At 30.4% G+C, this 21993-nt stretch carries 15 protein-coding genes and 1 rRNA gene; 6 read left to right on the plus strand and 10 right to left on the minus strand.

All coding sequences use genetic code 11. The features are described from left to right. The 3 genes from rrf to uvrA form a co-directional block, all read left to right on the plus strand. Window positions 1–114: ribosomal RNA gene (gene rrf / locus BN7997_RS01230) — 5S ribosomal RNA — on the plus strand; the annotation flags it as partial. 456 nt (window positions 115–570) lie between these two features. Continuing rightward, window positions 571–2541, plus strand: a complete 1971-nt coding sequence (uvrB, locus tag BN7997_RS01240; RefSeq protein ID WP_071119073.1) for an excinuclease ABC subunit UvrB — start codon at window positions 571–573, stop codon at window positions 2539–2541. Further along, on the plus strand, window positions 2542–5367 hold the full coding sequence (uvrA, locus tag BN7997_RS01245; protein WP_071119074.1) for an excinuclease ABC subunit UvrA: 2826 nt from the start codon (window positions 2542–2544) through the stop codon (window positions 5365–5367). A 50-nt stretch (window positions 5368–5417) separates the two neighbouring features. On the opposite strand, the gene BN7997_RS01250 is transcribed toward uvrA, so the two are convergent. From BN7997_RS01250 to BN7997_RS16390, 5 genes are read right to left on the minus strand one after another with little or no spacing between them, the layout of a single operon-like run. Continuing rightward, window positions 5418–6371: an ABC transporter ATP-binding protein gene (locus BN7997_RS01250; protein ID WP_071119075.1), complete on the minus strand. Its 954-nt coding sequence runs from the start codon at window positions 6369–6371 to the stop codon at window positions 5418–5420. Beyond that, window positions 6364–7389 (minus strand): ABC transporter ATP-binding protein, encoded by a 1026-nt coding sequence (locus BN7997_RS01255; RefSeq protein ID WP_071119076.1) that lies wholly within the window; start codon window positions 7387–7389, stop codon window positions 6364–6366. The genes BN7997_RS01250 and BN7997_RS01255 overlap by 8 nt, the downstream gene beginning before the upstream one ends. A 20-nt stretch (window positions 7390–7409) precedes the next feature. After that, window positions 7410–8441, minus strand: coding sequence for an oligopeptide ABC transporter permease (gene opp3C / locus BN7997_RS01260; protein WP_242873367.1), 1032 nt, complete (start codon window positions 8439–8441; stop codon window positions 7410–7412). A gap of 1 nt (window position 8442) precedes the next feature. Then, window positions 8443–9384, minus strand: coding sequence for an ABC transporter permease (locus tag BN7997_RS01265; protein ID WP_071119077.1), 942 nt, complete (start codon window positions 9382–9384; stop codon window positions 8443–8445). 25 nt (window positions 9385–9409) lie between these two features. After that, window positions 9410–9772 (minus strand): DUF3899 domain-containing protein, encoded by a 363-nt coding sequence (locus BN7997_RS16390; RefSeq protein ID WP_071119078.1) that lies wholly within the window; start codon window positions 9770–9772, stop codon window positions 9410–9412. Between the two features lie 218 nt (window positions 9773–9990). Between BN7997_RS16390 and BN7997_RS01275 the strand changes: the two genes are divergently transcribed. The 3 genes from BN7997_RS01275 to hprK all read left to right on the plus strand — a co-directional run bounded on the left by BN7997_RS01275 (window position 9991) and on the right by hprK (window position 14539). Continuing rightward, on the plus strand, window positions 9991–11646 hold the full coding sequence (locus tag BN7997_RS01275) for an ABC transporter substrate-binding protein (RefSeq protein WP_071119079.1): 1656 nt from the start codon (window positions 9991–9993) through the stop codon (window positions 11644–11646). Between the two features lie 140 nt (window positions 11647–11786). Beyond that, the gene (gene uvrC, locus BN7997_RS01280; RefSeq protein WP_071119080.1) at window positions 11787–13601 is read left to right on the plus strand and encodes an excinuclease ABC subunit UvrC; all 1815 of its coding nucleotides are present in this window, start codon (window positions 11787–11789) and stop codon (window positions 13599–13601) included. Between the two features lie 8 nt (window positions 13602–13609). Further along, on the plus strand, window positions 13610–14539 hold the full coding sequence (hprK, locus tag BN7997_RS01285; RefSeq protein ID WP_071119081.1) for an HPr(Ser) kinase/phosphatase: 930 nt from the start codon (window positions 13610–13612) through the stop codon (window positions 14537–14539). A 185-nt stretch (window positions 14540–14724) separates the two neighbouring features. Here the strand turns inward: hprK and BN7997_RS01290 are convergent, their stop codons facing one another. The 5 genes from BN7997_RS01290 to BN7997_RS01310 form a co-directional block, all read right to left on the minus strand. Continuing rightward, window positions 14725–16497 carry an NADH-dependent [FeFe] hydrogenase, group A6 gene (locus tag BN7997_RS01290; RefSeq protein WP_071119082.1) on the minus strand — a complete coding sequence of 591 codons (1773 nt, stop codon included), beginning with the start codon at window positions 16495–16497 and terminating at the stop codon, window positions 14725–14727. Window positions 16498–16518: 21 nt separating this feature from the next. Next, window positions 16519–18399 carry an NADH-quinone oxidoreductase subunit NuoF gene (locus BN7997_RS01295; RefSeq protein ID WP_071119083.1) on the minus strand — a complete coding sequence of 627 codons (1881 nt, stop codon included), beginning with the start codon at window positions 18397–18399 and terminating at the stop codon, window positions 16519–16521. Window positions 18400–18444: 45 nt separating this feature from the next. Further along, entirely contained in the window at window positions 18445–18945 is a 501-nt protein-coding gene (locus BN7997_RS01300; RefSeq protein WP_071119084.1) for an NADH-quinone oxidoreductase subunit NuoE family protein, read from the minus strand. Between the two features lie 299 nt (window positions 18946–19244). Continuing rightward, complete coding sequence (cls, locus tag BN7997_RS01305) at window positions 19245–20726, minus strand: cardiolipin synthase (RefSeq protein WP_071119085.1); 1482 nt, start codon at window positions 20724–20726, stop codon at window positions 19245–19247. 131 nt (window positions 20727–20857) lie between these two features. Beyond that, a complete protein-coding gene (locus BN7997_RS01310) occupies window positions 20858–21727 on the minus strand; it encodes a formate/nitrite transporter family protein (RefSeq protein ID WP_071119086.1) in 870 nt (289 codons plus the stop codon). Window positions 21728–21993: the final 266 nt, after the last annotated feature.

Consider the following 21993-nt stretch of genomic DNA (forward strand, 5'->3'; position numbering starts at 1 on the left):
GGTTATTATAGCAAAGAGGATACACCTGTTCCCATACCGAACACAGAAGTTAAGCTCTTTAGCGGCAATGGTACTTGGTGGGCGACCGCCTGGGAGAGTAGCACGTAGCCACGTAATCTTTTTTTATTTTATCTTATAATATTGTATGTGTATAACTTGTAATTTTATAACTGTTTTGAGCAATCCATGTACCCGTAGTGGTAATAAGGATATACAATTAACAAAACAAAATAATTCATTTATACCAGCTTTAAGTGAAGAGAATTTTTTTAAATTAATGTATATAATTCAGGGGATTGGAAATAATTATATTGTAAAACTTAATAATAAATTACTCAATCTCCCCCATTTAAAAGACCTCTATAAAATAGAGGTCTTTAATTTTATGTTCAAATTTATATTATTAATAAAAAAATATAATAAGGTTCAAAGTAACTTATATTGGGTAAAATATGTAAAAACATTTATATAGATAAAGAATTAAAAAATATTGAGGATAATATAAGTAGAATATATTTTATGATATAATTACATTTATTGGAATAGTGTTCGGATGAAGGAGTGATATATTTGGATTTTGAATTAAAGTCAGATTTTAAACCTACGGGAGATCAGCCAGAAGCTATAAAATCTATAGTAAGTGCTATAAATAATAATGAAAAATATTCAACATTATTAGGTGTTACAGGATCAGGAAAAACATTTACAATGGCAAATATAATACAAGAGGTAAAAATGCCAACTTTAATACTTGCTCATAACAAAACCTTAGCAGCTCAACTTTATAGTGAGTTTAAGGAATTCTTTCCAAATAATGCAGTTGAATATTTTGTAAGTTACTATGATTATTATCAACCAGAAGCATATGTTGCTCATAGTGATACATATATAGAAAAAGATGCAAGCATAAATGATGAAATTGATAAACTACGTCATTCAGCAACTGCAGCAATACTAGAAAGAGATGATGTAATAATAATATCATCTGTGTCTTGTATATACGGCTTAGGGGATCCAGAGGATTATAGAAAGCTTATGTTATCATTAAGACCAGGAATGGAAAGAGATAGAGATGATATTATAAAGAAATTAATAGAAATACAATATGAAAGAAATGATATAAACTTTACACGTGGTACTTTCAGAGTAAGAGGAGATATATTAGAGATATTTCCAGCTAGTAATGATGAAAGAGCTATAAGAATTGAATTTTTTGGTGATGAAATAGATAGAATAACTGAGATAGATTATGTAACGGGAAAAATTGTAGGGACTAGAAATCATGTTGTTATTTTCCCTGCATCTCATTATGTAACAACGCCAGAGAGAGTTGAAAAAGCTGTTATTGAAATAGAAAAAGAGCTAGAGGAGAGAGTAAAATCATTTAAAGATGATGATAAATTATTAGAAGCTCAAAGAATAGAGCAAAGAACTAAATATGATATAGAAATGCTTAAAGAAATAGGCTTCTGTCAAGGTATAGAAAACTACTCAAGACATATAACAGGAAGAAAACCAGGAGAAAAGCCATATACATTAATGGATTTTTTCCCAAATGATTATTTAATAATAGTAGATGAATCACATGTAACGGTTCCTCAAGTTAGAGGTATGTATGCAGGAGATAGATCAAGAAAAACATCACTTATAGATAATGGATTTAGATTGCCTTCTGCTTATGATAATAGACCATTAAACTTTGATGAATTTGAAGAGAATATTAATCAAATACTATTTGTAACAGCTACACCAGGATCTTATGAATTAGAGCATTCAACGACTATAGCAGAGCAAATAATAAGACCAACAGGGCTACTTGATCCTATTGTTGAGGTTAGACCTATAAATAATCAAATAGATGATTTAGTAGTTGAGATAAATAAGGTAATAGAAAAAGATGAAAGAGTTTTAATAACTACTCTTACTAAAAAGATGAGTGAAGACTTAACTAACTATTTAAAAGAAATAGGAATTAAGGTTAAGTATTTACATTCAGATATAGATACTTTAGAAAGAGTAGAAATAATAAGAGATTTAAGACTTGGAAAGTTTGATGTACTAGTTGGTATAAACTTACTTAGAGAAGGTCTAGACATACCAGAGGTTTCATTAGTTGCAATACTTGATGCAGATAAAGAAGGATTTTTACGTTCTGAGACATCTTTAATACAAACAATAGGTAGAGCAGCAAGAAACTCAGAAGGTAAGGTTATAATGTATGCAGATAAGATAACTAGATCGATGGAAAGTGCTATAGCGGAGACAAAGAGAAGAAGAGAAATACAAATGTTATATAATGAAGAGCATAATATAACACCTACAACTATCAAGAAAAAAGTAAGAGATGCTATAGAAGCTACTGTAGTAGCGGATGAAGAAACTATTTATGGAATTAAAGAGACAGATAATGTAGAAGAAATTAAAGAAAATATAGCTGCACTGCAAGCTGAAATGATGGAAGCTGCACAAAATCTACAATTTGAGAGAGCAGCAGAGCTTAGAGATAAAATAAAACAACTAGAGGAAAGGATAAATGGTTAAATGGAAGATAAAATCATAATAAAAGGTGCAAAAGAGCATAACCTAAAAAACGTAGACTTAGAACTTCCAAGAAATAAATTTATAGTATTTACCGGATTATCAGGTTCTGGTAAGTCATCATTAGCATTTGATACTATATATGCAGAAGGACAAAGAAGATATGTAGAAAGTCTATCTGCATATGCTAGACAATTTTTAGGACAAATGGAGAAACCTAATGTGGAATATATAGAAGGATTATCTCCAGCTATATCTATAGACCAAAAAACTACATCTAAAAATCCACGTTCAACGGTGGGGACTGTTACAGAGATTTATGATTACTTAAGGCTACTATTTGCTAGAGTAGGAGAAGTACACTGTTCTGTATGTGGAGCTAAAATAAGTCAAATGACTATACAAGAAATCGTAGACAAGATGATGGAGTTTCCTGAAAGAACGAAGTTACAAATATTATCGCCAGTAGTTAGAGGACAAAAAGGTACTCATAAAAAACTAATTGAAAATATTAAAAAAGAGGGCTTCGTCAGAATAAGAGTAAATGGAGAAAATTACGAAGTTACTGATGAGATAGATTTAAGTAAAAACAAAAAGCATAATATAGAAGTTGTTGTAGATAGAATAGTAATAAAAGATGGTATAGAGTCTAGACTTACAGATTCTATAGAAACTGCAGTAAAATTATCTGATGGGCTTGTTATAGCTCAAATAATAGATGGAGAAGAAATACTTTATTCAACTAAATTTGCATGTCCAGAGCATGGAGTAGGAATAGAAGAATTATCTCCAAGAATGTTCTCGTTCAATGCCCCATTTGGAGCTTGTGAGACTTGTAATGGACTTGGTGAAAGTAAAGAGGTTGATCCTGATTTAGTAATACCAAACAAAGACCTATCTATAAAACAAGGTGCAATAGCAGCATGGGGTTCAGTAGGAGTAAATGATGATACATATTATAGTAAAATGGTTCAAAGTTTAGCAAATCATTTTGGTGTATCAATAGAAACTCCAGTAAAGGATTTACCTGAAGAATTTGTACATGAGTTACTTTATGGAACTAATAATGTTATGGTGCAATTTATATATGAATCAAAATATGGTGGTAGAAGAGAATATCAAGCTTATTTTGAAGGTGTTATACCAAATCTAGAAAGAAGATATAGAGAGACAAACTCAGAATACTCTAGAGATAAAATTGAAGAATATATGGCTGAAACTCCATGTCCAAAGTGTAAGGGAGCAAGGCTTAAAAAAGAAGTATTATCAGTTTTAGTAGATGGAAAAAATATAATGGAGGTTACAGATTTCTCTGTTAACGAGCTTGTAGAATATATAGAAAATATAAACTTAAGTGAAAAGCAAAAGTTTATAGCACATGAAATATTAAAAGAAATAAGAGGAAGAGCAATTTTCCTAAGAGATGTTGGTTTAGATTACTTAAACTTATCAAGAAAGGCTGGAACATTATCAGGAGGAGAAGCACAGCGTATAAGACTTGCTACTCAAATTGGTTCGGCTCTTGTTGGAGTTTTATATGTACTTGATGAGCCGAGTATAGGTCTTCATCAAAGAGATAATGACAGGCTTATAAAAACATTAAGACATTTAACTGATATTGGGAATACTCTTATAGTTGTAGAACATGATGAAGATACAATGAGAGAATGTGATTATATAGTTGATATTGGGCCAGGTGCGGGAGTTCATGGAGGACAAATAGTTGCTCAAGGAACTTTAGAGGAAATACTAGATAATCCAAATTCTATAACAGGTCAGTATTTAAGTGGTAAAAAAGAAATACAAATACCAGAGATAACTAGAGAAGGAAATGGAAACTTTATAGAAATAGTTAAAGCTAATGAAAATAACCTAAAAAATATAAATGTAAAATTCCCTCTAGGTAAATTTACTTGTATAACTGGAGTATCAGGTTCAGGAAAAAGTACATTAATAAATGATATATTATATAAAGGGATAGCAAGTAAAATAAATAAGCTTAGAGATAGACCAGGAAAGCATAAAGAAATAAAAGGAATCGAGAATATAGATAAAATAATTAATATTGACCAAAGTCCAATAGGAAGAACTCCTCGTTCAAATCCAGCGACTTATACTGGTGTATTTGATATGATAAGGGATTTATTTGCATCAACTAATGAAGCAAAAGCTAGAGGATATCAAAAAGGTAGATTTAGCTTTAATATAAAAGGTGGTAGATGTGAAGCTTGTAAAGGTGATGGTATAATAAAAATAGAAATGCACTTCTTGCCAGATGTTTATGTACCTTGCGAGGTATGTAAAGGAGAAAGATATAATAGAGAAACTTTACAAGTTAAATATAAAGATAAGACTATAGCTGATGTATTAGATATGAATGTAGAAGAAGCTCTTAAGTTCTTTGAAAATATACCTAATATAAAGAGAAAATTAGAAACATTAATGGATGTTGGACTTTCATATATTAAGTTAGGACAACCATCAACTCAATTATCTGGTGGAGAAGCTCAAAGAATAAAGCTAGCTACAGAGCTTAGTAAAAGACCAACAGGAAAGACTTTATATATACTAGATGAACCAACTACAGGTCTTCATATGGCTGATGTAGATAAGTTAATTCAAGTTCTTCAAAAATTAGCTGATACAGGAAATAGTATAGTAGTTATAGAACATAACTTAGATGTAATAAAGACTTGTGACTATATAATTGATTTAGGTCCAGAGGGTGGAGATAAAGGTGGTAAGATTGTTGCTACTGGAACTCCAGAAGAAGTTTCTAAGGTTGAAGGTTCTTATACAGGAAAGTTCTTAAAGAAATATTTTGAATAAATTCAAAAAGCCATATCTACTAATTAGATATGGCTTTTTATTTATATACATTAAGCATTTGATTCTTTAGCACTTAACTCTTTTTCATAATTAGCTAATTCTGATTTAGAGCCATATATAAAGTGGCCAGGTCTTATTTCAACCCATTCAGGACTTTCAGTAGAATAGTCGTGAATGCTAGGGTCATACTTTATACGTTCTCTAGTTTTCTCATAATCAGGGTCAGGAAGAGGTATAGCTGATAAAAGTGATTTAGTATAAGGATGAAGTGGATTTTCATATAAATCATCTGAAGATGCTAACTCAACTAATTTACCTTTATGCATAACACCTATTCTATCGCTTATATATTTAACCATTGAAAGGTCATGTGCTATAAATAAGTATGTAAGACCATTTTCTTTTTGTAGTTTTCTAAGAAGATTAACAACTTGAGCTTGTATAGAAACATCAAGCGCTGAAATCGGCTCATCGGCAATTATAAACTTTGGCTCAACAGCTAATGCACGTGCAATACCAATACGTTGTCTTTGACCTCCAGAGAATTCATGTGGATATCTATTAGCATGTTGTTCATTAAGCCCAACAGTTCTTAATAACTCATAGACTCTTTGAGTTCTTTCTTCTTTACTTTTACATAGACCATGTATATCTAAACCTTCAGCTATTATATCCATAACAGTCATACGTGGATTTAAACATGCCATTGGGTCTTGGAATATCATTTGCATATGTTTATTAACATATATTTTATCATCTTTAGGAAGCTTTTTATCAGATATTACTTTATCATCAAATATAACCTCTCCACCAGTTGGGTCATATAAACGGATTATAGTTCTTCCAGTAGTAGATTTACCTGAACCTGATTCACCAACTAATCCAAATGTTTCACCTTCATATATATGAAAAGATACATCATCTACTGCTTTTACAACACTTTTTCTTCTTAAAGGGAAGTATTGTTTTAAATTTTTAACCTCTAATAAAATTTTTCTACTCATTTATATTCACCTTCTTTCTTCCTACATTTACAGGTCTTTCAATATTTGGAGCTAATGGATGTAAAAGCCATGTAGCAGCATAGTGAGTATCACTAACTTTAAACATAGGAGGCTCGGCTAAATGGTCTATTTTCATTGCATATGCACTACGAAGTGCAAATGCATCTCCTTTAGGAGGATCCATTAAGTCTGGAGGGGTTCCAGGTATATTATATAAATCATTATCTCCGATATCTAATGTAGGCATTGAGCCTAAAAGTCCCCAAGTATAAGGATGTTTAGGGTCATAGAATATATCATCAGAAGTTCCGTATTCTATGATTTTTCCAGCATACATAACTGCAACTCTATCTGCCATATTAGCAACGACTCCAAGGTCATGAGTTATGAATATAACTGCTACACCAGTTTTTTCTTGCAAATCTTTTATAAGCTCTAATATTTGAGCTTGTATTGTAACATCAAGAGCAGTAGTCGGCTCATCAGCAATTAGAACTTTAGGATTACAAGCTAAAGATATAGCTATTACAATACGTTGTCTCATACCACCAGAAAATTGATGAGGATATTGCTTAAATCTTTTTTCTGCATCAGATATTCCAACTAATTCAATAAGCTCTATTGCTCTTTTTCTAGCATCTTCTTTACTAAATCCTTGATGCTTTATAATAGGTTCCATTATTTGTTTACCTATAGTCATAGTAGGATTTAGAGAAGTCATAGGATCTTGAAATATCATTGCAATATCTTTACCTCTAACTTTTTCCATGTCTTTTTCGCTTATTTTAGTTAAATCTTTACCGTCAAATAAAATTTGACCGTCTTTTATATAGCCGTTTGATGAAAGGATTCTCATTATAGTTTTACAAGCAACAGATTTACCAGAACCTGATTCACCAACTATAGCTAATGTTTCTCCTTTATGTAAATCGAATGTAACTCCTCTTACAGCTTTAACTTCTCCACCGTAAGTACCAAAATTAACACATAAATTTTTTACTTCTAGTAATTTTTCCAATAAACTCTCCCCCTTACTTATTATTGATTACGCATTTTAGGGTCAACAGCATCTCTTAGACCATCTGCTAGTAAGTTTAAGCTGAATATTAATAAACAAACTACAATAGATGGTATAAACATCATATATGGATAGTTTTGTAATGCCTGGAATCCTTCATTTATAAGAACACCAAGAGATGCATAAGGTGGTTGAAGACCTAAACCTATAAAACTTAAGAATGCTTCATAGAATATTGCGCTAGGTAATGAGAACATTATTGCAACAACTATGTTTCCAATAATATTAGGGAAAAGATGCTTTAGTATAAGTCTAACATCAGAAGAACCTAAAGTTTTTGAAGCTAAAACGAATTCTTGATTTTTAAGTCTTAATACATGAGAACGTACAATTCTAGCCATTCCAGTCCAGCCAGATACTGCCATAGCCATAGATATAGACATGATACCAGGCTCAAACACCATTATAAACAGTGTAACAACAACAAGGCTTGGTACACCTGAAATTATTTCTATAATACGCTGCATGATAATATCGACTCTACCGCCATAGTAAGCAGATACACCACCATATGTAACCCCTATTAGAAGATCAAATACAGCAGCAAGTAAAGCTATAAATAAAGAAACTCTTGCACCAGTCCAAGTACGAGTCCATATATCACGACCTAGAGCATCAGTACCAAATAAATAAGTTTCTTCAATTCCTTTTTCTTCATATACATCAACACCATATGAATTTTTACCATCCATAATACCTAGAGAAGAGACTATAGGCATTTTTGGTGGAACTTTTGTATGTCTTATATTTTGAGTTTTATAATCAAATTTAGAAAACATAGGTGCAAATATTGCCATTAAAATAATACAACATAATATTACTAATCCAGTAACAGCACCAGGATTTTTAAATAATCTTTTTCTTGCATCTTGCCAGAAAGTTAAACTTGGTCTAGATATAGCTTCATTATCTCCAAAATTTGCAGGAGCCATTTCAAACATATCTTTAGTTAATTCAACTTGCTGACCATCAATCATAACTTTATCAATCATCTTAATTACCTCCTGCTAAACGTATTCTAGGGTCTATAACTCCATAAAGTACATCTACAATCAATATAACTGTTATATAGAATGCACTATAGATTATAGCTACACCTGAAATTATAAATAAGTCATTAGTATTTATTGCGTTAACCAATAAATCACCTATACCAGGAACGGCAAAAACTTTTTCTACAACTAGCGAACCTGTAAGAAGACCTGCAGCTAATGGACCTAAAACTGTTATAACAGGTATTAAAGCATTTCTAAGAGCATGCTTTAATATTACTGTAGATTTAGATAAACCTTTTGCCTTAGCTGTAATTATGTATTCTGAATTTAAAACTTCAACTAACTCAGTTCTAGTAAAACGAGCAACATTTGCAATTGTAAAGAATGATAATGCTATTGATGGTAAGATTGTCCATATATATCTGAAATCAGAACCTAATGGAACACCCCATGTTATTGGGAAAAGACGAAATTTAGCTCCTAAGTATAACTGTAATGTTGCAGCAACTACGAATGATGGAACTGATACACCTAGTACACATAATATAGTACATAAATAGTCCCAAATTGAATTTCTATTAAGCGCGGCGACTATGCCCAATATAAGCCCAACTACAGAACCTAGTACTAAAGCTTGAGTTCCAAGCATAGCAGATGGTCCTATACGAAGTTTTATAATACCTTCGACAGTTTGACCTGCTTGTTTAAATGAAATACCTAATTTACCTTGAAATACTCCAGTTAAATATCTTACATATTGAACAGGAACTGGATCATCTAATCCATATTGAGCTTGAAGTTGAGCGATTTGCTCTGCATTTAATTTTTCTTCATTAAATGGCGTACCTGGAAGAAGTCTAACTAAAAAGAATACTACTGAGATGACAATAAATAAAGTTATAAACATATAACCAATACGTTTCATTATATAGCGAAACACGCTATCCCCCCCTTTTTTAATTTATTTATATGTATAAAAAACTTATCATAATACACAAACTTGATATAAACCCACCACAGCTTAACAAGTTACTAGTTAAGAAAAATTTATTTTTTCTATATACGTAATCCTTCAAAGTAACATTGTCGTCGTCTGTTAATAAACCCTTTCTTTTTTGTATTTCATTATTTATTTTCTTAAATGAAAACAAAGTTATATTAAAAAAACCTTTTTCCCACACATAACATAAGGAACCTGCTAGAAAATAGAACATTCCTATAATAAAAGCACAATTTATGAATGCGAAATTATTAGAATTTTTTGATATTATATCATAAAAAAAACTAATTAGTAAATCAATTGCAAGTAGCAGTGAAAAATTCTTCAATTTTCTTTCCCCCTTTAAAACGAGTTTATTAAATTATTGTAATAGTATATATTAGTATTTTCAATAAAAAATAAATAATTTAATAAAAATTTTTTATATGTGAGAAAAAATTCAGAAAATTTAAAAAAACAAATAATTTTTTTGAAGTAGTGTTATATAATTAATTTTAAATAAATATTTTAGAAATATAAAATCGATTAAGAGGGGGGAGTTTTGTTATGTTTTTAAGAAGAAAATTAACAGTAATGGCAACAGTTGCATTATTAAGCACAAGTTTACTTGCTGGATGTAGTAGTTCAGGGGAGAACTCAAATGGAGGAAGTAATGGTGGAGGAACTGCAACTGCAGCAAAAGTACTTGCCAATAAAAATGCAAGAGCGGCTATATCTATGATAATAGATAAGCAAGCTTATTGTGATGTTATATTAAATAATGGTTCAATACCAACATCTACATTTACACCAAAGGGGTTAGCATTTGACAACGGAAAAGATTATACAGATTTAACTGAAGGTATGGGTTATGAGTATAATGAAGAACAAGCTAAAGAACTTTGGGAAAAGGCTAAAGAAGAAGTAGGGTTTGATACTGTTGAAATGGAATTATTAACATTTGATCATGATACAGGTAAGAGGACAGGAGAATATATACAGTCAGAATTAAGTGACTTAGAAGGCTTAACTGTAAAAGTTTCTAATTTACCATTTAAACAAAAATTAGAAAGGGAAACTAATGGGGAATTTGATTTGGCATTCTCTGGATGGGGAGCAGATTATCCAGATCCATTAACATATCTATCAACAATGCAAACTGGAAATCAATTTTCTAACCAAGTTGGATATAACAGTGAAGAATATAATAAATTAATAGAAGAAGCTATGAAGCTTCCAATAACAGAAGGTTATGCTAAATATGCAGAAGCAGAAAAGTTAATGCTTGAAGATGGATATTTAGCACCTATATATCAAAAGGCATCTGCATACTTAGAAAAAGATTATGTATCAGGAATAGTAAATAACTCTTGGGGTGCTGATTATACATACACTTATGCGGATGTAGATAAGGATGATAAAGTACTAAACTTGGCAACATCATCAGATATACCAACTTTAGATTTAAGTAAAGCAACAGATCAACAATCTTTTCAAACAGCTAATACAACTATGGAAGGTTTAACTAGAGTAGATGCAGAGGGAAAAGTTCAACCTGGGGTAGCTGAAAGTTGGGAAACTTCAGAAGATGGATTAACTTGGACTTTCAAATTAAGAAAGAACTCAACTTGGTCAAATGGAACACCTGTAACAGCACATGACTTTGAGTATTCTTGGAAGAGAACTTTAACTCCAGAAACAGCATCAGAATATTCATATATAATGGCTGATATAGCTGGATCTAGTACAAAAGAAATAGAAGCTAATGGTGTTGATGGAGTAGGAGTTAAGGCTTTAGATGACTATACTTTAGAAGTTAAATTAAATAGACCAGTTGCATATTTCGCAGAATTAGTGTCATTCCAAGTATTCTTCACACAAAACCAAGCGTTTGTTGAATCTTGTGGAGATGCATATGGTTCAGCTGCAGATAAGCAATTATATAATGGACCATTCACTTTAACTAGTTGGAAGATGGAAGATCAATTTACAATGGAAAAGAACCCTAACTATTGGGATGCAGCTAATGTTAAATTAAATAAAATAAATACTAAAGTTGTTAAAGATACAGGTGCAGAAGTTAGCTTATATGAAGCTGGTCAAATAGATAGAGCTATATTAAGTTCTGATTATGTTGATAAATATAAAGATAGTAAAGAATTAAAAACTAGAGAAGTAGCAAGTGTATTCATGTTACAAGTAAATGGTGGAAATAATAAATAATAACTAGATAAAAGAGATACTTCAAATACAATAATTATATTTGAAGTATCTCTTTTTTAGCTTTGTAAAATTATATTTTATAAATTATAGATAATTATGGGTATAATTAAGATATAACTATAATATTGGAGGTAAAATAATTGTTTGACATACAGGAACACTTAAAACAACTACCAGCAGAGCCTGGTGTTTATCTAATGAAAGATAAATTTGATAATATAATATATGTAGGGAAAGCAAAAATACTAAAAAATAGAGTTAGACAATACTTTCAATCTTCAAAAAATCATTCATCTAAAGTAAAATCTATGGTAAAAAATATTGATAAATTTGAATATATAATTACAGACTCAGAATTAGAAGCATTGATATTAGAATGTAACTTAATAAAAAAATATAAGCCTAAATATAATGTTTTACTACGAGATGATAAAACTTACCCATATATAAAAGTTACTACTAACGAAGATTTCCCAAGAGTATTAAAAGTTAGAAAAGTTATAAAAGATAAAGCTAAATATTTTGGTCCATATACTAATACCACGGCAGTTAATGATACATTAGATATAATAAAAAATATATATCCAATAAGAACTTGTAACATAGACATAGAAAGAGCTATAAAAACTAATATGAGACCTTGTTTAAATTTACATATAAAAAGATGTGTAGGGCCATGTACAGGTAATGTTACTAAAGAAGAGTATAATAAAATGATAGAAGAAATAATACTATTTCTATCTGGAAAAGAAGAAAAGTTAATTGATATATTAAAAGAAAAAATGAATAAATGTGCGATGGACTTTAATTTTGAAGAAGCTGCAATATATAGGGATAAGATAAAGAGTTTAGAAGATATGATGGAAAAACAAAAAATAGATACATCTACATCAGACTTAAATCAAGATGTTATTGCAATGGCAAGAGCACATGATGAAGCTTGTGTTCAAGTTTTCTTTGTAAGAAATGGAAAAATAGTAGGAAGAGAACATTTTATACTAGAAGGAGTTATGGATAGCACAAGAGAATCAATATTAGGATCATTTGTTAAGCAATTTTATATGGAACAAGAATATGTACCTAAGGAAATAATAATAGAGGATGAAATAGAAGATAGCTTTATATTATCAGAATGGCTATCATCTAAAAAAGGTCAAAAGGTAACTATAAGAGTACCTCAAAAAGGAGAAAAGAAAAGTTTAATTGAATTGGTAAGAAAAAATGCAATAGAATACCTGGAGAAATTTTCTGATATGAATAAAAGAAAATATGAAAAGAGTATAGGTGCATTAGAAGAGTTAAAGCAAATATTAAATCTAGATAATATACCAAAAAGGATAGAATCATTTGATATATCAAATATTCAAGGGGTAGACTCTATTGGATCTATGGTTGTATTTACAAATGGTAAAAAAGATAAAAAGGAGTATAGAAGGTATAAAATCAAAACTGTCATAGGTCCTAATGATTATGATTCTATGGCTGAGATAGTTGAAAGAAGATTAAAATATGGTGATTTCCCAGATTTAATGTTATTAGATGGAGGAAAAGGTCAGGTTAGTGCTGTAAAAAAGGTTTTAAATAAGTATAATGTAGAAATACCTCTATGGGGAATGTATAAAGACGATAAACATAGAACAAAGGGACTTATTTCCCAGGAAAAGGAGATAGAGCTAGATAGAACTTCTAATTTGTATAGATTTGTCGCAAGTATTCAAGAAGAAGTACATAACTATGCTATATCTTATCATAGAAGCCTTAGGAACAAATCTTTGACAAAATCTGAATTAGATGATATACAAGGTATAGGGGAAAAAAGAAAAAAGGCACTATTAAATCATTTTAAGGATATAGAAGCTATAAAAAAAGCAACCTTTGAAGAGTTATTAGAAGTAGAAGGTATGAATAAGACATCTAGTGAAAGTGTATATAATTATTTTAGAAAGGGATGTTAAAGTAAATTATGGAATCAGTTGAAAAAGTATCAATAAGGGATATAGTAAAAGATCTAGATTTAAAAATAGTACATATGCCAAAAAATAAAGATTACTATGTATATTCACAAGATATAAATAGACCAGGGCTACAATTTGCTGGGTATTTTGAAGATTTTGCATATGAGAGAATACAAATAGTAGGTAAGACAGAGTACAATTATTTTGGATATATAGACGATGCAACTAGAAGAGATGTTTTAGATAAATTCTTTTCTCATGAAATTCCTGTTCTTATTGTATCGAGAGATTTAGAAGTAAAACCTGATGTTATAGAATTTGCAAAGAAATATGATAGAATCGTCGTAAGTACAAAGAGAAATACAACAAGACTTATAAATAGATTATCAAATTACTTAGATGATAAGTTAGCTCCACGTACAACGATACATGGAGTATTAGTTGATATATATGGGATAGGAGTTCTTATAAAAGGTGAGAGTAGTATAGGTAAATCTGAGACTGCTTTAGAGCTAATCCAAAGAGGTCATAGACTTGTAGCTGATGATGCTGTAGAAATTAAAAAATTAGATGATAGTCTTTTAGTAGGACAAGCTCCAGAAGTACTAAGACACTTTATGGAAATAAGAGGTCTGGGTATAATAGATGTTAAAAGCTTATATGGAGTAGGAGCTACTAAAACATCTAAAATGATAGATTTGGTAATCCATCTAGAAGGTTGGGATGAAAATAAATATTATGATAGACTAGGATTAGACAAAGAATATGAGCAAATATTAGGAGTAAGTACAGAAAAGCTTGTGGTACCTGTAAAGCCAGGTAGAAATACAGCAATGGTTTTAGAGGTTGCAGCTATGAATTATAGACAAAGAGGAATGGGCTATGATTCTGCACATGAATTTACTAAAAAGTTATCTCAGTTAATAGATAATAAATAAAAGTTGTTTTGCGCATATCGCCAAGGATATATCCTTGCTTAAAACTCGCTCTACTTGAGACAATTATCAGTTAAATACTGAATTATATATGGAATAAATAAAGCCTCTAAAATTGAATTATCAATTTAGAGGCTTTTATATTAATTTATATATTATAGTTATAAAATAATATATAAAGATATTAATTATTCATTAGTAGTTAAACTTTCTTCGTTTTTATAAATTTTACTCTTATTAAAATAATGAGTATGAAGGTATTTGTGAGCAATGTTGCTACATGGTTTATCTAAGAACTCATTATATAAAGTAATTATAGATGGATTTTCATGAGATTTACGAAGTTTTTTGATTTCATCTATATTATAAAGACCTTGAGCACGTTTTTTAATAATATCATAGTCGCCATGATGATATGGTTGCCCTCCACCAGCTACGCATCCACCAGGACAAGCCATTACCTCTATAATATGATATTTAGATTTACCTGAAATTACTTCATCCATAATCTTTCTAGCATTTCCTAATGTACTAACTACACAAACGTTAACTATAGTACCATCAACATCAATACTAGCTTCTTTTATTCCTTCAAATCCTCTTATGGAAGAAAAATTTACATCTTTTAATTCTTTATTAGTTATCCATTCATATGCAGTACGAAGAGCTGCTTCTAAAACACCACCAGTAGTACCGAATATATCAGCTGCACCTGTGGATTCTCCAAGAGGGATATCAAAAGGTTCTTCATCTAAATTAGCTAAATCTATGCCAGCTTCTTTAATCATCTTAGCTAATTCTCTAGTAGTTATAGATATATCTACATCTGGAATATTATCTTGACCTAATTCATTTCTTGAACATTCATATTTTTTAGCAACGCAAGGCATTACTGAAACAACATACATATTTTTAGGCTCTATATTTAAAACTTTTGGAGCGAGATAATTTTTAGCTATGGCACCGAACATTCCTTGAGGTGATTTACATGTAGAAGTAAGGTTTAGATGTTCAGGATACTTCTTTTCAATGAAGTTAATCCATGCAGGACAACAGCTTGTTAATAACGGTAGGTTTTTATTTTCCTTGAATCTGTTTATAAATTCAGCAGCCTCTTCCATTATTGTAAGGTCTGCACCAAAGTTTGTATCAAACACATATTTAAATCCTAAAGACTTTAATGCAGCGACCATCTTGCCTGTAGATATAGTACCTGCTTCTAATCCAAATTCTTCGCCTATTGCAACCCTAACAGAAGGAGCAACTTGAACAATTACAGTTTTCTCATTTTGATGTAGGGCATCCCATACAAGTGGTATATTATTTACTTCGGTTAAGGCACCAGTAGGGCATACTGAAATACATTGACCACAGAATGTGCACTCTGTATCACATAAATTAGTATTAAAGAAAGTACCAACTTTAGTGTTAAAACCTCTATTAACTCCAGATAAAGCACCTACAGTTTGGATATCATTGCACATTGTTTCACATCTTCTACAAAGTATACATTTATCATAATTTTTTATGATTGATTTAGTAGAAGTGTCTGTTTTAGCAAATGATTGCTCTCCTTTAAATCTAATTTCTCTAATTCCTAAATTAGCAGCAATAGATTGTAATTCACAATTACCGTTTTTATCGCAAATTAAACAATCCTGAGGATGGTCTGATAACAATAATTCAACAACACGTTTACGTGCATTTATAGCATCCTTAGTATTAGTTTGAACATTCATACCTTCTTTTGCCAGAGTTCCACAAGCTGGAACTAATCCTTTACCAACGCTAACCATACATACACGACAAGATGAACATTGGTTAACAATATTTACTTCACTCATATTAAGATGACAAAGGGTAGGAATTTTTATATTTAATTTTTTGGCTGCATCTAGTATAGTAGATCCTTTAGGTACAGATACAGATTTATTATTTATAGTTAAATTAACTAAATTCATTAATATACCTCCTAAAATGAATTATACCTTGATAATTGCATTAAATTTACAATTACTCATACAAGTACCACATTTTAAGCATTTTTTAGTATCTATTTCATGTTTTTCCTTAGGTTTTCCTGTTATACATTTAGCAGGGCATACTCTAGCACATTTTGTACAACCCTTACAAGCATCTGTTATAATATAGTTTAATAAAGATTGGCATTTACCTGCTGGACATTTCTTATCTACAACATGAGAAAGATATTCATCATAGAAGTTATTAAGTGTACTTAAAATTGGATTAGGAGCGCATTTTCCAAGACCGCATAGAGAAGTGTTTTTTATAGTTGTAGCAAGTTCTTTTAAATTATCTAAATCTTTTAAAGTAGCTTTTCCATCAGTTATCTTAGTAAGTAGTTCTAGTAAACGCTTATTTCCTATACGGCAAGGGGTACATTTACCACAAGATTCATCTACAGTGAATTCAAGAAAGAACTTACAGATATCAACCATACAATCAGAATAATCAAGAACAAGCATACCACCTGAGCCCATCATAGACCCTATTGAACTTAATGATTTAAAATCTATAGGAGTATCTAAATTATTAGATGTGATACACCCACCGGATGGGCCGCCAGTTTGAACTGCTTTAAACTTACGTCCATTAGGTATACCTCCACCTATTTCATAAATTATTTCTCTTAAAGTAGTTCCCATTGGAACCTCTACAAGACCAGTATTATTTATTTTGCCACCAAGAGCAAATACTTTAGTTCCAGGTGAGTCCTCAGTACCGTATTTTCTAAACCAACTAGCGCCGTTATTTATTATTGCAGGTATATTAGCAAATGTTTCAACATTGTTCAAGCAAGTTGGAGAATTCCATAGACCACGCTTTGAAGGAATATATGTTTTCATTCTAGGTTCACCGCGTTTACCTTCTATAGAATTTATAAGAGCAGTCTCTTCTCCACATACGAAAGCTCCAGCACCATATTTTAGCTCTATTTTAAAATTAAAGTTAGACCCAAGTATATTGTTACCTAATAATCCAGCATCTTCAGCTTGAGAAATTGCAATTTTTAATCTTTTTATAGCAAGGGGATATTCAGCTCTTATATATATATACCCAGTGTCGGATCCTATAGCATAACCACATATAGCCATTGCTTCTAGCACACTATGAGGATTACCCTCAAGTATAGATCTATCCATAAATGCACCAGGGTCACCTTCATCAGCATTGCATACAACATATTTTTGACCTGGAGGAGTTTGAGATGCAGACTCCAACTTTATACCTGTAGGAAAACCCGCACCACCTCTTCCTCTAAGTCCAGATGCTTTTATTTCTTCTACAACTTCAATAGGAGATAACTCAGATATACATTTACCTAAAGCTATATATCCGTTACATCCTATATATTCAAAAATATTTTCTGGATTTATATGACCACAATATCTAAGGGCAACACGAGATTGCTTTTTATAGAATGACATATCATTATGTTTTTCTACCTTTTTATGATCTAGAGTAGGTTCTTCGAATAGTAATCTTTCTACAACTTTATGATTTATTAAGTGGCTTTGCACAATTTCACTAGCATCTTCAGGTTTTACCTGTGTATAAAATATATCATCTGGATAAACTTTAACTATTGGTCCTTTTGCACAAAATCCAAAGCATCCTGTTAAAAGAACCTCAACACTACCTTCAAGGTCTGCTTTTTTTATTTCATTTCTTAAATTTTCAATAATTTGTATACTATCTGAAGAAGTGCATCCAGTACCACCACAAACTAAAATTTCTCTTTTTTCAGGATTTTCTTTAGTATGATTTTCTCTCATATAAAGAATAGGTTTTAACTTATCAGCAAAATCTTTTAATTCATTAAATGACTTTATTTTACTCATGATTTATCCCCCTTAGTAACCTAAATATTTAATAAAGATTTAAACTTATACAGTAGTATTTTCTAAGGATTTATAATAATCTAAAAGTTCACCAACTTGATCTAGCTTAAACTGACCATATACTTTACCATTTACAACGACAACAGGTGCAAGGCCACATGCTCCAACACACCTTAATCCATCTAATGAGAATAAAAGGTCCTTAGAAGTCTGCCCAGCTTTTATTCCAAGTTGTTTTTCGAACTCAGATAATATTTTATCTGATCCTTTAACGAAGCAAACTGTACCTAAGCATACGCTTATTTTATATTTTCCTCTGGGTTCAGTAGTAAAATAAGAATAAAAGCTCACAACACCATAAACTTTAGCAGGAGCAATATTTAATTTTTCAGATATATATAGTTGAACTTCTTTAGGAAGATATCCAAATATACCTTGTGCATGATGTAGTACTTGAATTAAAGAACCATCTTTAGTTTCCAGCGAATCAATAAAAGTATCTAGTTGTTCGAATAATTTTTTGTTACGTAAGTAGAAATCGCACATACAAATCCTCCTTTTAATTTTAGAATTAATTTTAATAACTATTTAGTAAAATAAAAGCATATTAAAATTTTATGAATGCATAAAAATTTAAGACTAAAAATATGAAAAAAATAAGAAATGTTCTATGATAAAGTGGGGATGTTTATTGTTGTGTTCGAGGAACCATTTTTGATTAAATATATTATAGTATATAAAAAGTTGAATATGGAAATTCAAAAAAACTAATATAAAAATAAATAGTAATAAAGGGAGAACTTAAAAATAATAATGCTTTAAAAGTAAACCCTTTATTATTGATTTTACAATATAGGAGAAAGTAATCTAGATATAGACTCTTTGAGTCTCATATAACGAGATCTAGAATTATACATATCTAATGTTATTTCTTTAGATTTTAAAATATCATTTTCAAATATAGCTCTTTGTTTTTTTGCAACTTCTGAAGAATACATAAAAGCATTTATTTCAAAGTTAAGTTCAAAACTTCTAATATCCATATTTGCAGTTCCTATAGAGCATACACAGTCATCAACTACTATAGTCTTAGCATGTAGAAAAGCATTGTGGTCATAATTGTAAAGTTTAGCACCATACTTAAGTAGTTCACCTGCATATGAAGAAGATGCCCAATAAACAAAAGGATGGTCAGGTTTAGACGGAATCATTATTCTTACATCCACACCTGAGAAACAAGCTATTTTCAATGTGTCTGTAAGGGTTTTATCTAAGATAAAGTAAGGTGTTTGTATATAAATATATTTTTTTGCTTTTTGTATCATTTTTATATAACCGTACTTAATCTCATCTAATTCAGTACTATCAGGACCACTAGAAACTATTTGAATACCGATATCTTTACATGCTTTAGAATTAGATAGCCTTAGAGTTTCATTTCCAAAGTATTTATCTAAAACTAAGTCTTCTTTAGTCGTATATCTCCAATCTAGTATAAATCTTATATTAAGATCTTTAACAGAATCACCAGTAATTTTTAAGTGAGTATCTCTCCAATATCCGAATTTAGGATCTTTACCTAGATACTCATCTCCAATATTATTTCCACCTATAAATCCAACCTTACCATCTATTACAACTATCTTTCTATGATTTCTGTAGTTAAGATTAAAGTTTATAACTTTCATAAAAGAAGGGAAAAACGCACCAACTTTTACTCCAGATTTTTTTAGTTTGTGGATAGATTTATCACTGAATAATCTGCTACCTACAGCATCATATAATAGTCTTACTTCAACACCATTTTGAGCTTTATCTATTAAAATATCTATTATTTTATTTCCTATTTCATCATCTTTAAAAATATAAAATTGTATATTTATATGATGTTTAGCTTTTTTTAATTCTTCTAATAAAGACTCAAAGAAATCATTTGGTTCAGGAAAAATTTCTACATCATTATTAGTTGTAAAATGAGAATTATTTGAATTAGCTAAAGCATATATCATATCTTTATACCCAATTAAATTTGGTTCAAAATTATCATTACGATCTAATTTAATTTGAGTATCTATTATATTTTCCTTTAAAATCTTATCTTCAGCTTCTTTAATTTTGAACATGTTATTTTTAGAAATGCCTCTACCGACTGCTATATATAAAATACAACCTATAGCTGGAGCAGTAGTTAATACAAGAACCCATGCCACAGTAGCTTCAATACTTCTTTTTTCTCTAAAAATTAAGTTTATAATTGCTAAGAAGTTGATTATATATATGGTAGTAACTAATATTTCATACCAAGACTCTTTAATAAGGCTGTGCATAATTAAAACCTCCTTTTATTTAATATATAAATATATTTTGTATATAATAGTATAAATATTAATGCGATATAAATAAAGAGATTGAACTAAACTTATAGAACAACCTCTTTTAAAAAATATATTACTAAAGACTATGCTGTTTTCTTTTCAGCGATAGAATTTTCTTTTTTATTAACAAATAGGAAGTAGTAAATTCCTGCAACAAATATTGCACCACCTAATATATTACCTATAGTAACAGGTATTAAGTTATTCATAAATATATTAGGTATGTTTATAGCAGCAGCATCAGCAGCTGTTTTGTGAGCCGCTTCTAAATATGCAGGGTTTGCTTTACTAAATAATCCAGCGAATAAGTATGCCATGTTTGCAACACAGTGTTCAAATCCAGTACATACGAATAAGAATATACCAAAGAATCCAGTTAAAACTTTTCCAGTTACATCTTTAGCTCCGTAAGTCATCCAAACAGTAGCACAAACTATCCAGTTACATAATATACCAGAAGCTATTGCAGCAACCCAAGTAAATCCAAGTTTACCCATAGAAGTTTTAACGATAACTCCACCATATAAACCATTACTCCAATCAAATACGCCAGATAAACTTACAAGATACGCTACTAAAGCTCCTCCTAGTAAGTTACCAATCCAAACTAAAGCCCAGTTTTTGAAAGCTTGTCCCCAAGTTACTCTTTTCTTTAGAGCAGCAAGAGTTATTAATATGTTACCTGTAAATAAGTCTGCACCAGCTATTAGTACAAACATAAGACCTGCAGGGAACATAAGACCTGCAACCATTTTACCTAAACCGTAAGTATCAGGATTTGCTAATAAGTTGTAAGCTGCACCAACTGATCCTAATGCACCGAATGCTATATATGCACCAGCTAAGAATGCAGATGCTAGAACTTTTTTATTTGGTGTAGTAGCTTTTTTTACACCAGCTTCAATAGTATACTCAGCTATTTCAGCAGGCATAAGCATTTTTTTATCTGCCATTTATAATTCCTCCTTAAAAAATTGTTAATTAAATATAAAATATTGACATATAATTTTAAAAATAATAGCAGCTAGTAATTTAGCAGCATTAACAATTATACACTAAAATATATACTTTGTATACATTAAACAAAAAAAGACAAAAACTTATATAGAATAATATTTTTATGTATGAAGTGTACATAAAAATATTATTCTATAGAGTATAAACATTTGAAATGAAAGGCATTAATTTTCTTGAAAGCTTATTAATATTAGGGGGTAGA

This window comes from Romboutsia timonensis, from assembly GCF_900106845.1.
Taxonomy (GTDB): Bacteria; Bacillota; Clostridia; order Peptostreptococcales; family Peptostreptococcaceae; genus Romboutsia; species Romboutsia timonensis.

What these genes read in the sequence shown, in the direction of transcription:
- BN7997_RS01300 (WP_071119084.1), bottom strand. Translation starts at nt 18,945, where the DNA reads ATGTGCGATTTCTACTTACGTAACAAAAAATTATTCGAACAACTAGAT.
- BN7997_RS01290 (WP_071119082.1), bottom strand. Translation starts at nt 16,497, where the DNA reads ATGAATTTAGTTAATTTAACTATAAATAATAAATCTGTATCTGTACCT.
- uvrA (WP_071119074.1), top strand. Translation starts at nt 2,542, where the DNA reads ATGGAAGATAAAATCATAATAAAAGGTGCAAAAGAGCATAACCTAAAA.
- BN7997_RS01295 (WP_071119083.1), bottom strand. Translation starts at nt 18,399, where the DNA reads ATGAGTAAAATAAAGTCATTTAATGAATTAAAAGATTTTGCTGATAAG.
- BN7997_RS01310 (WP_071119086.1), bottom strand. Translation starts at nt 21,727, where the DNA reads ATGGCAGATAAAAAAATGCTTATGCCTGCTGAAATAGCTGAGTATACT.
- hprK (WP_071119081.1), top strand. Translation starts at nt 13,610, where the DNA reads ATGGAATCAGTTGAAAAAGTATCAATAAGGGATATAGTAAAAGATCTA.
- BN7997_RS01275 (WP_071119079.1), top strand. Translation starts at nt 9,991, where the DNA reads ATGTTTTTAAGAAGAAAATTAACAGTAATGGCAACAGTTGCATTATTA.
- BN7997_RS01250 (WP_071119075.1), bottom strand. Translation starts at nt 6,371, where the DNA reads ATGAGTAGAAAAATTTTATTAGAGGTTAAAAATTTAAAACAATACTTC.
- cls (WP_071119085.1), bottom strand. Translation starts at nt 20,726, where the DNA reads ATGCACAGCCTTATTAAAGAGTCTTGGTATGAAATATTAGTTACTACC.
- opp3C (WP_242873367.1), bottom strand. Translation starts at nt 8,441, where the DNA reads ATGATTGATAAAGTTATGATTGATGGTCAGCAAGTTGAATTAACTAAA.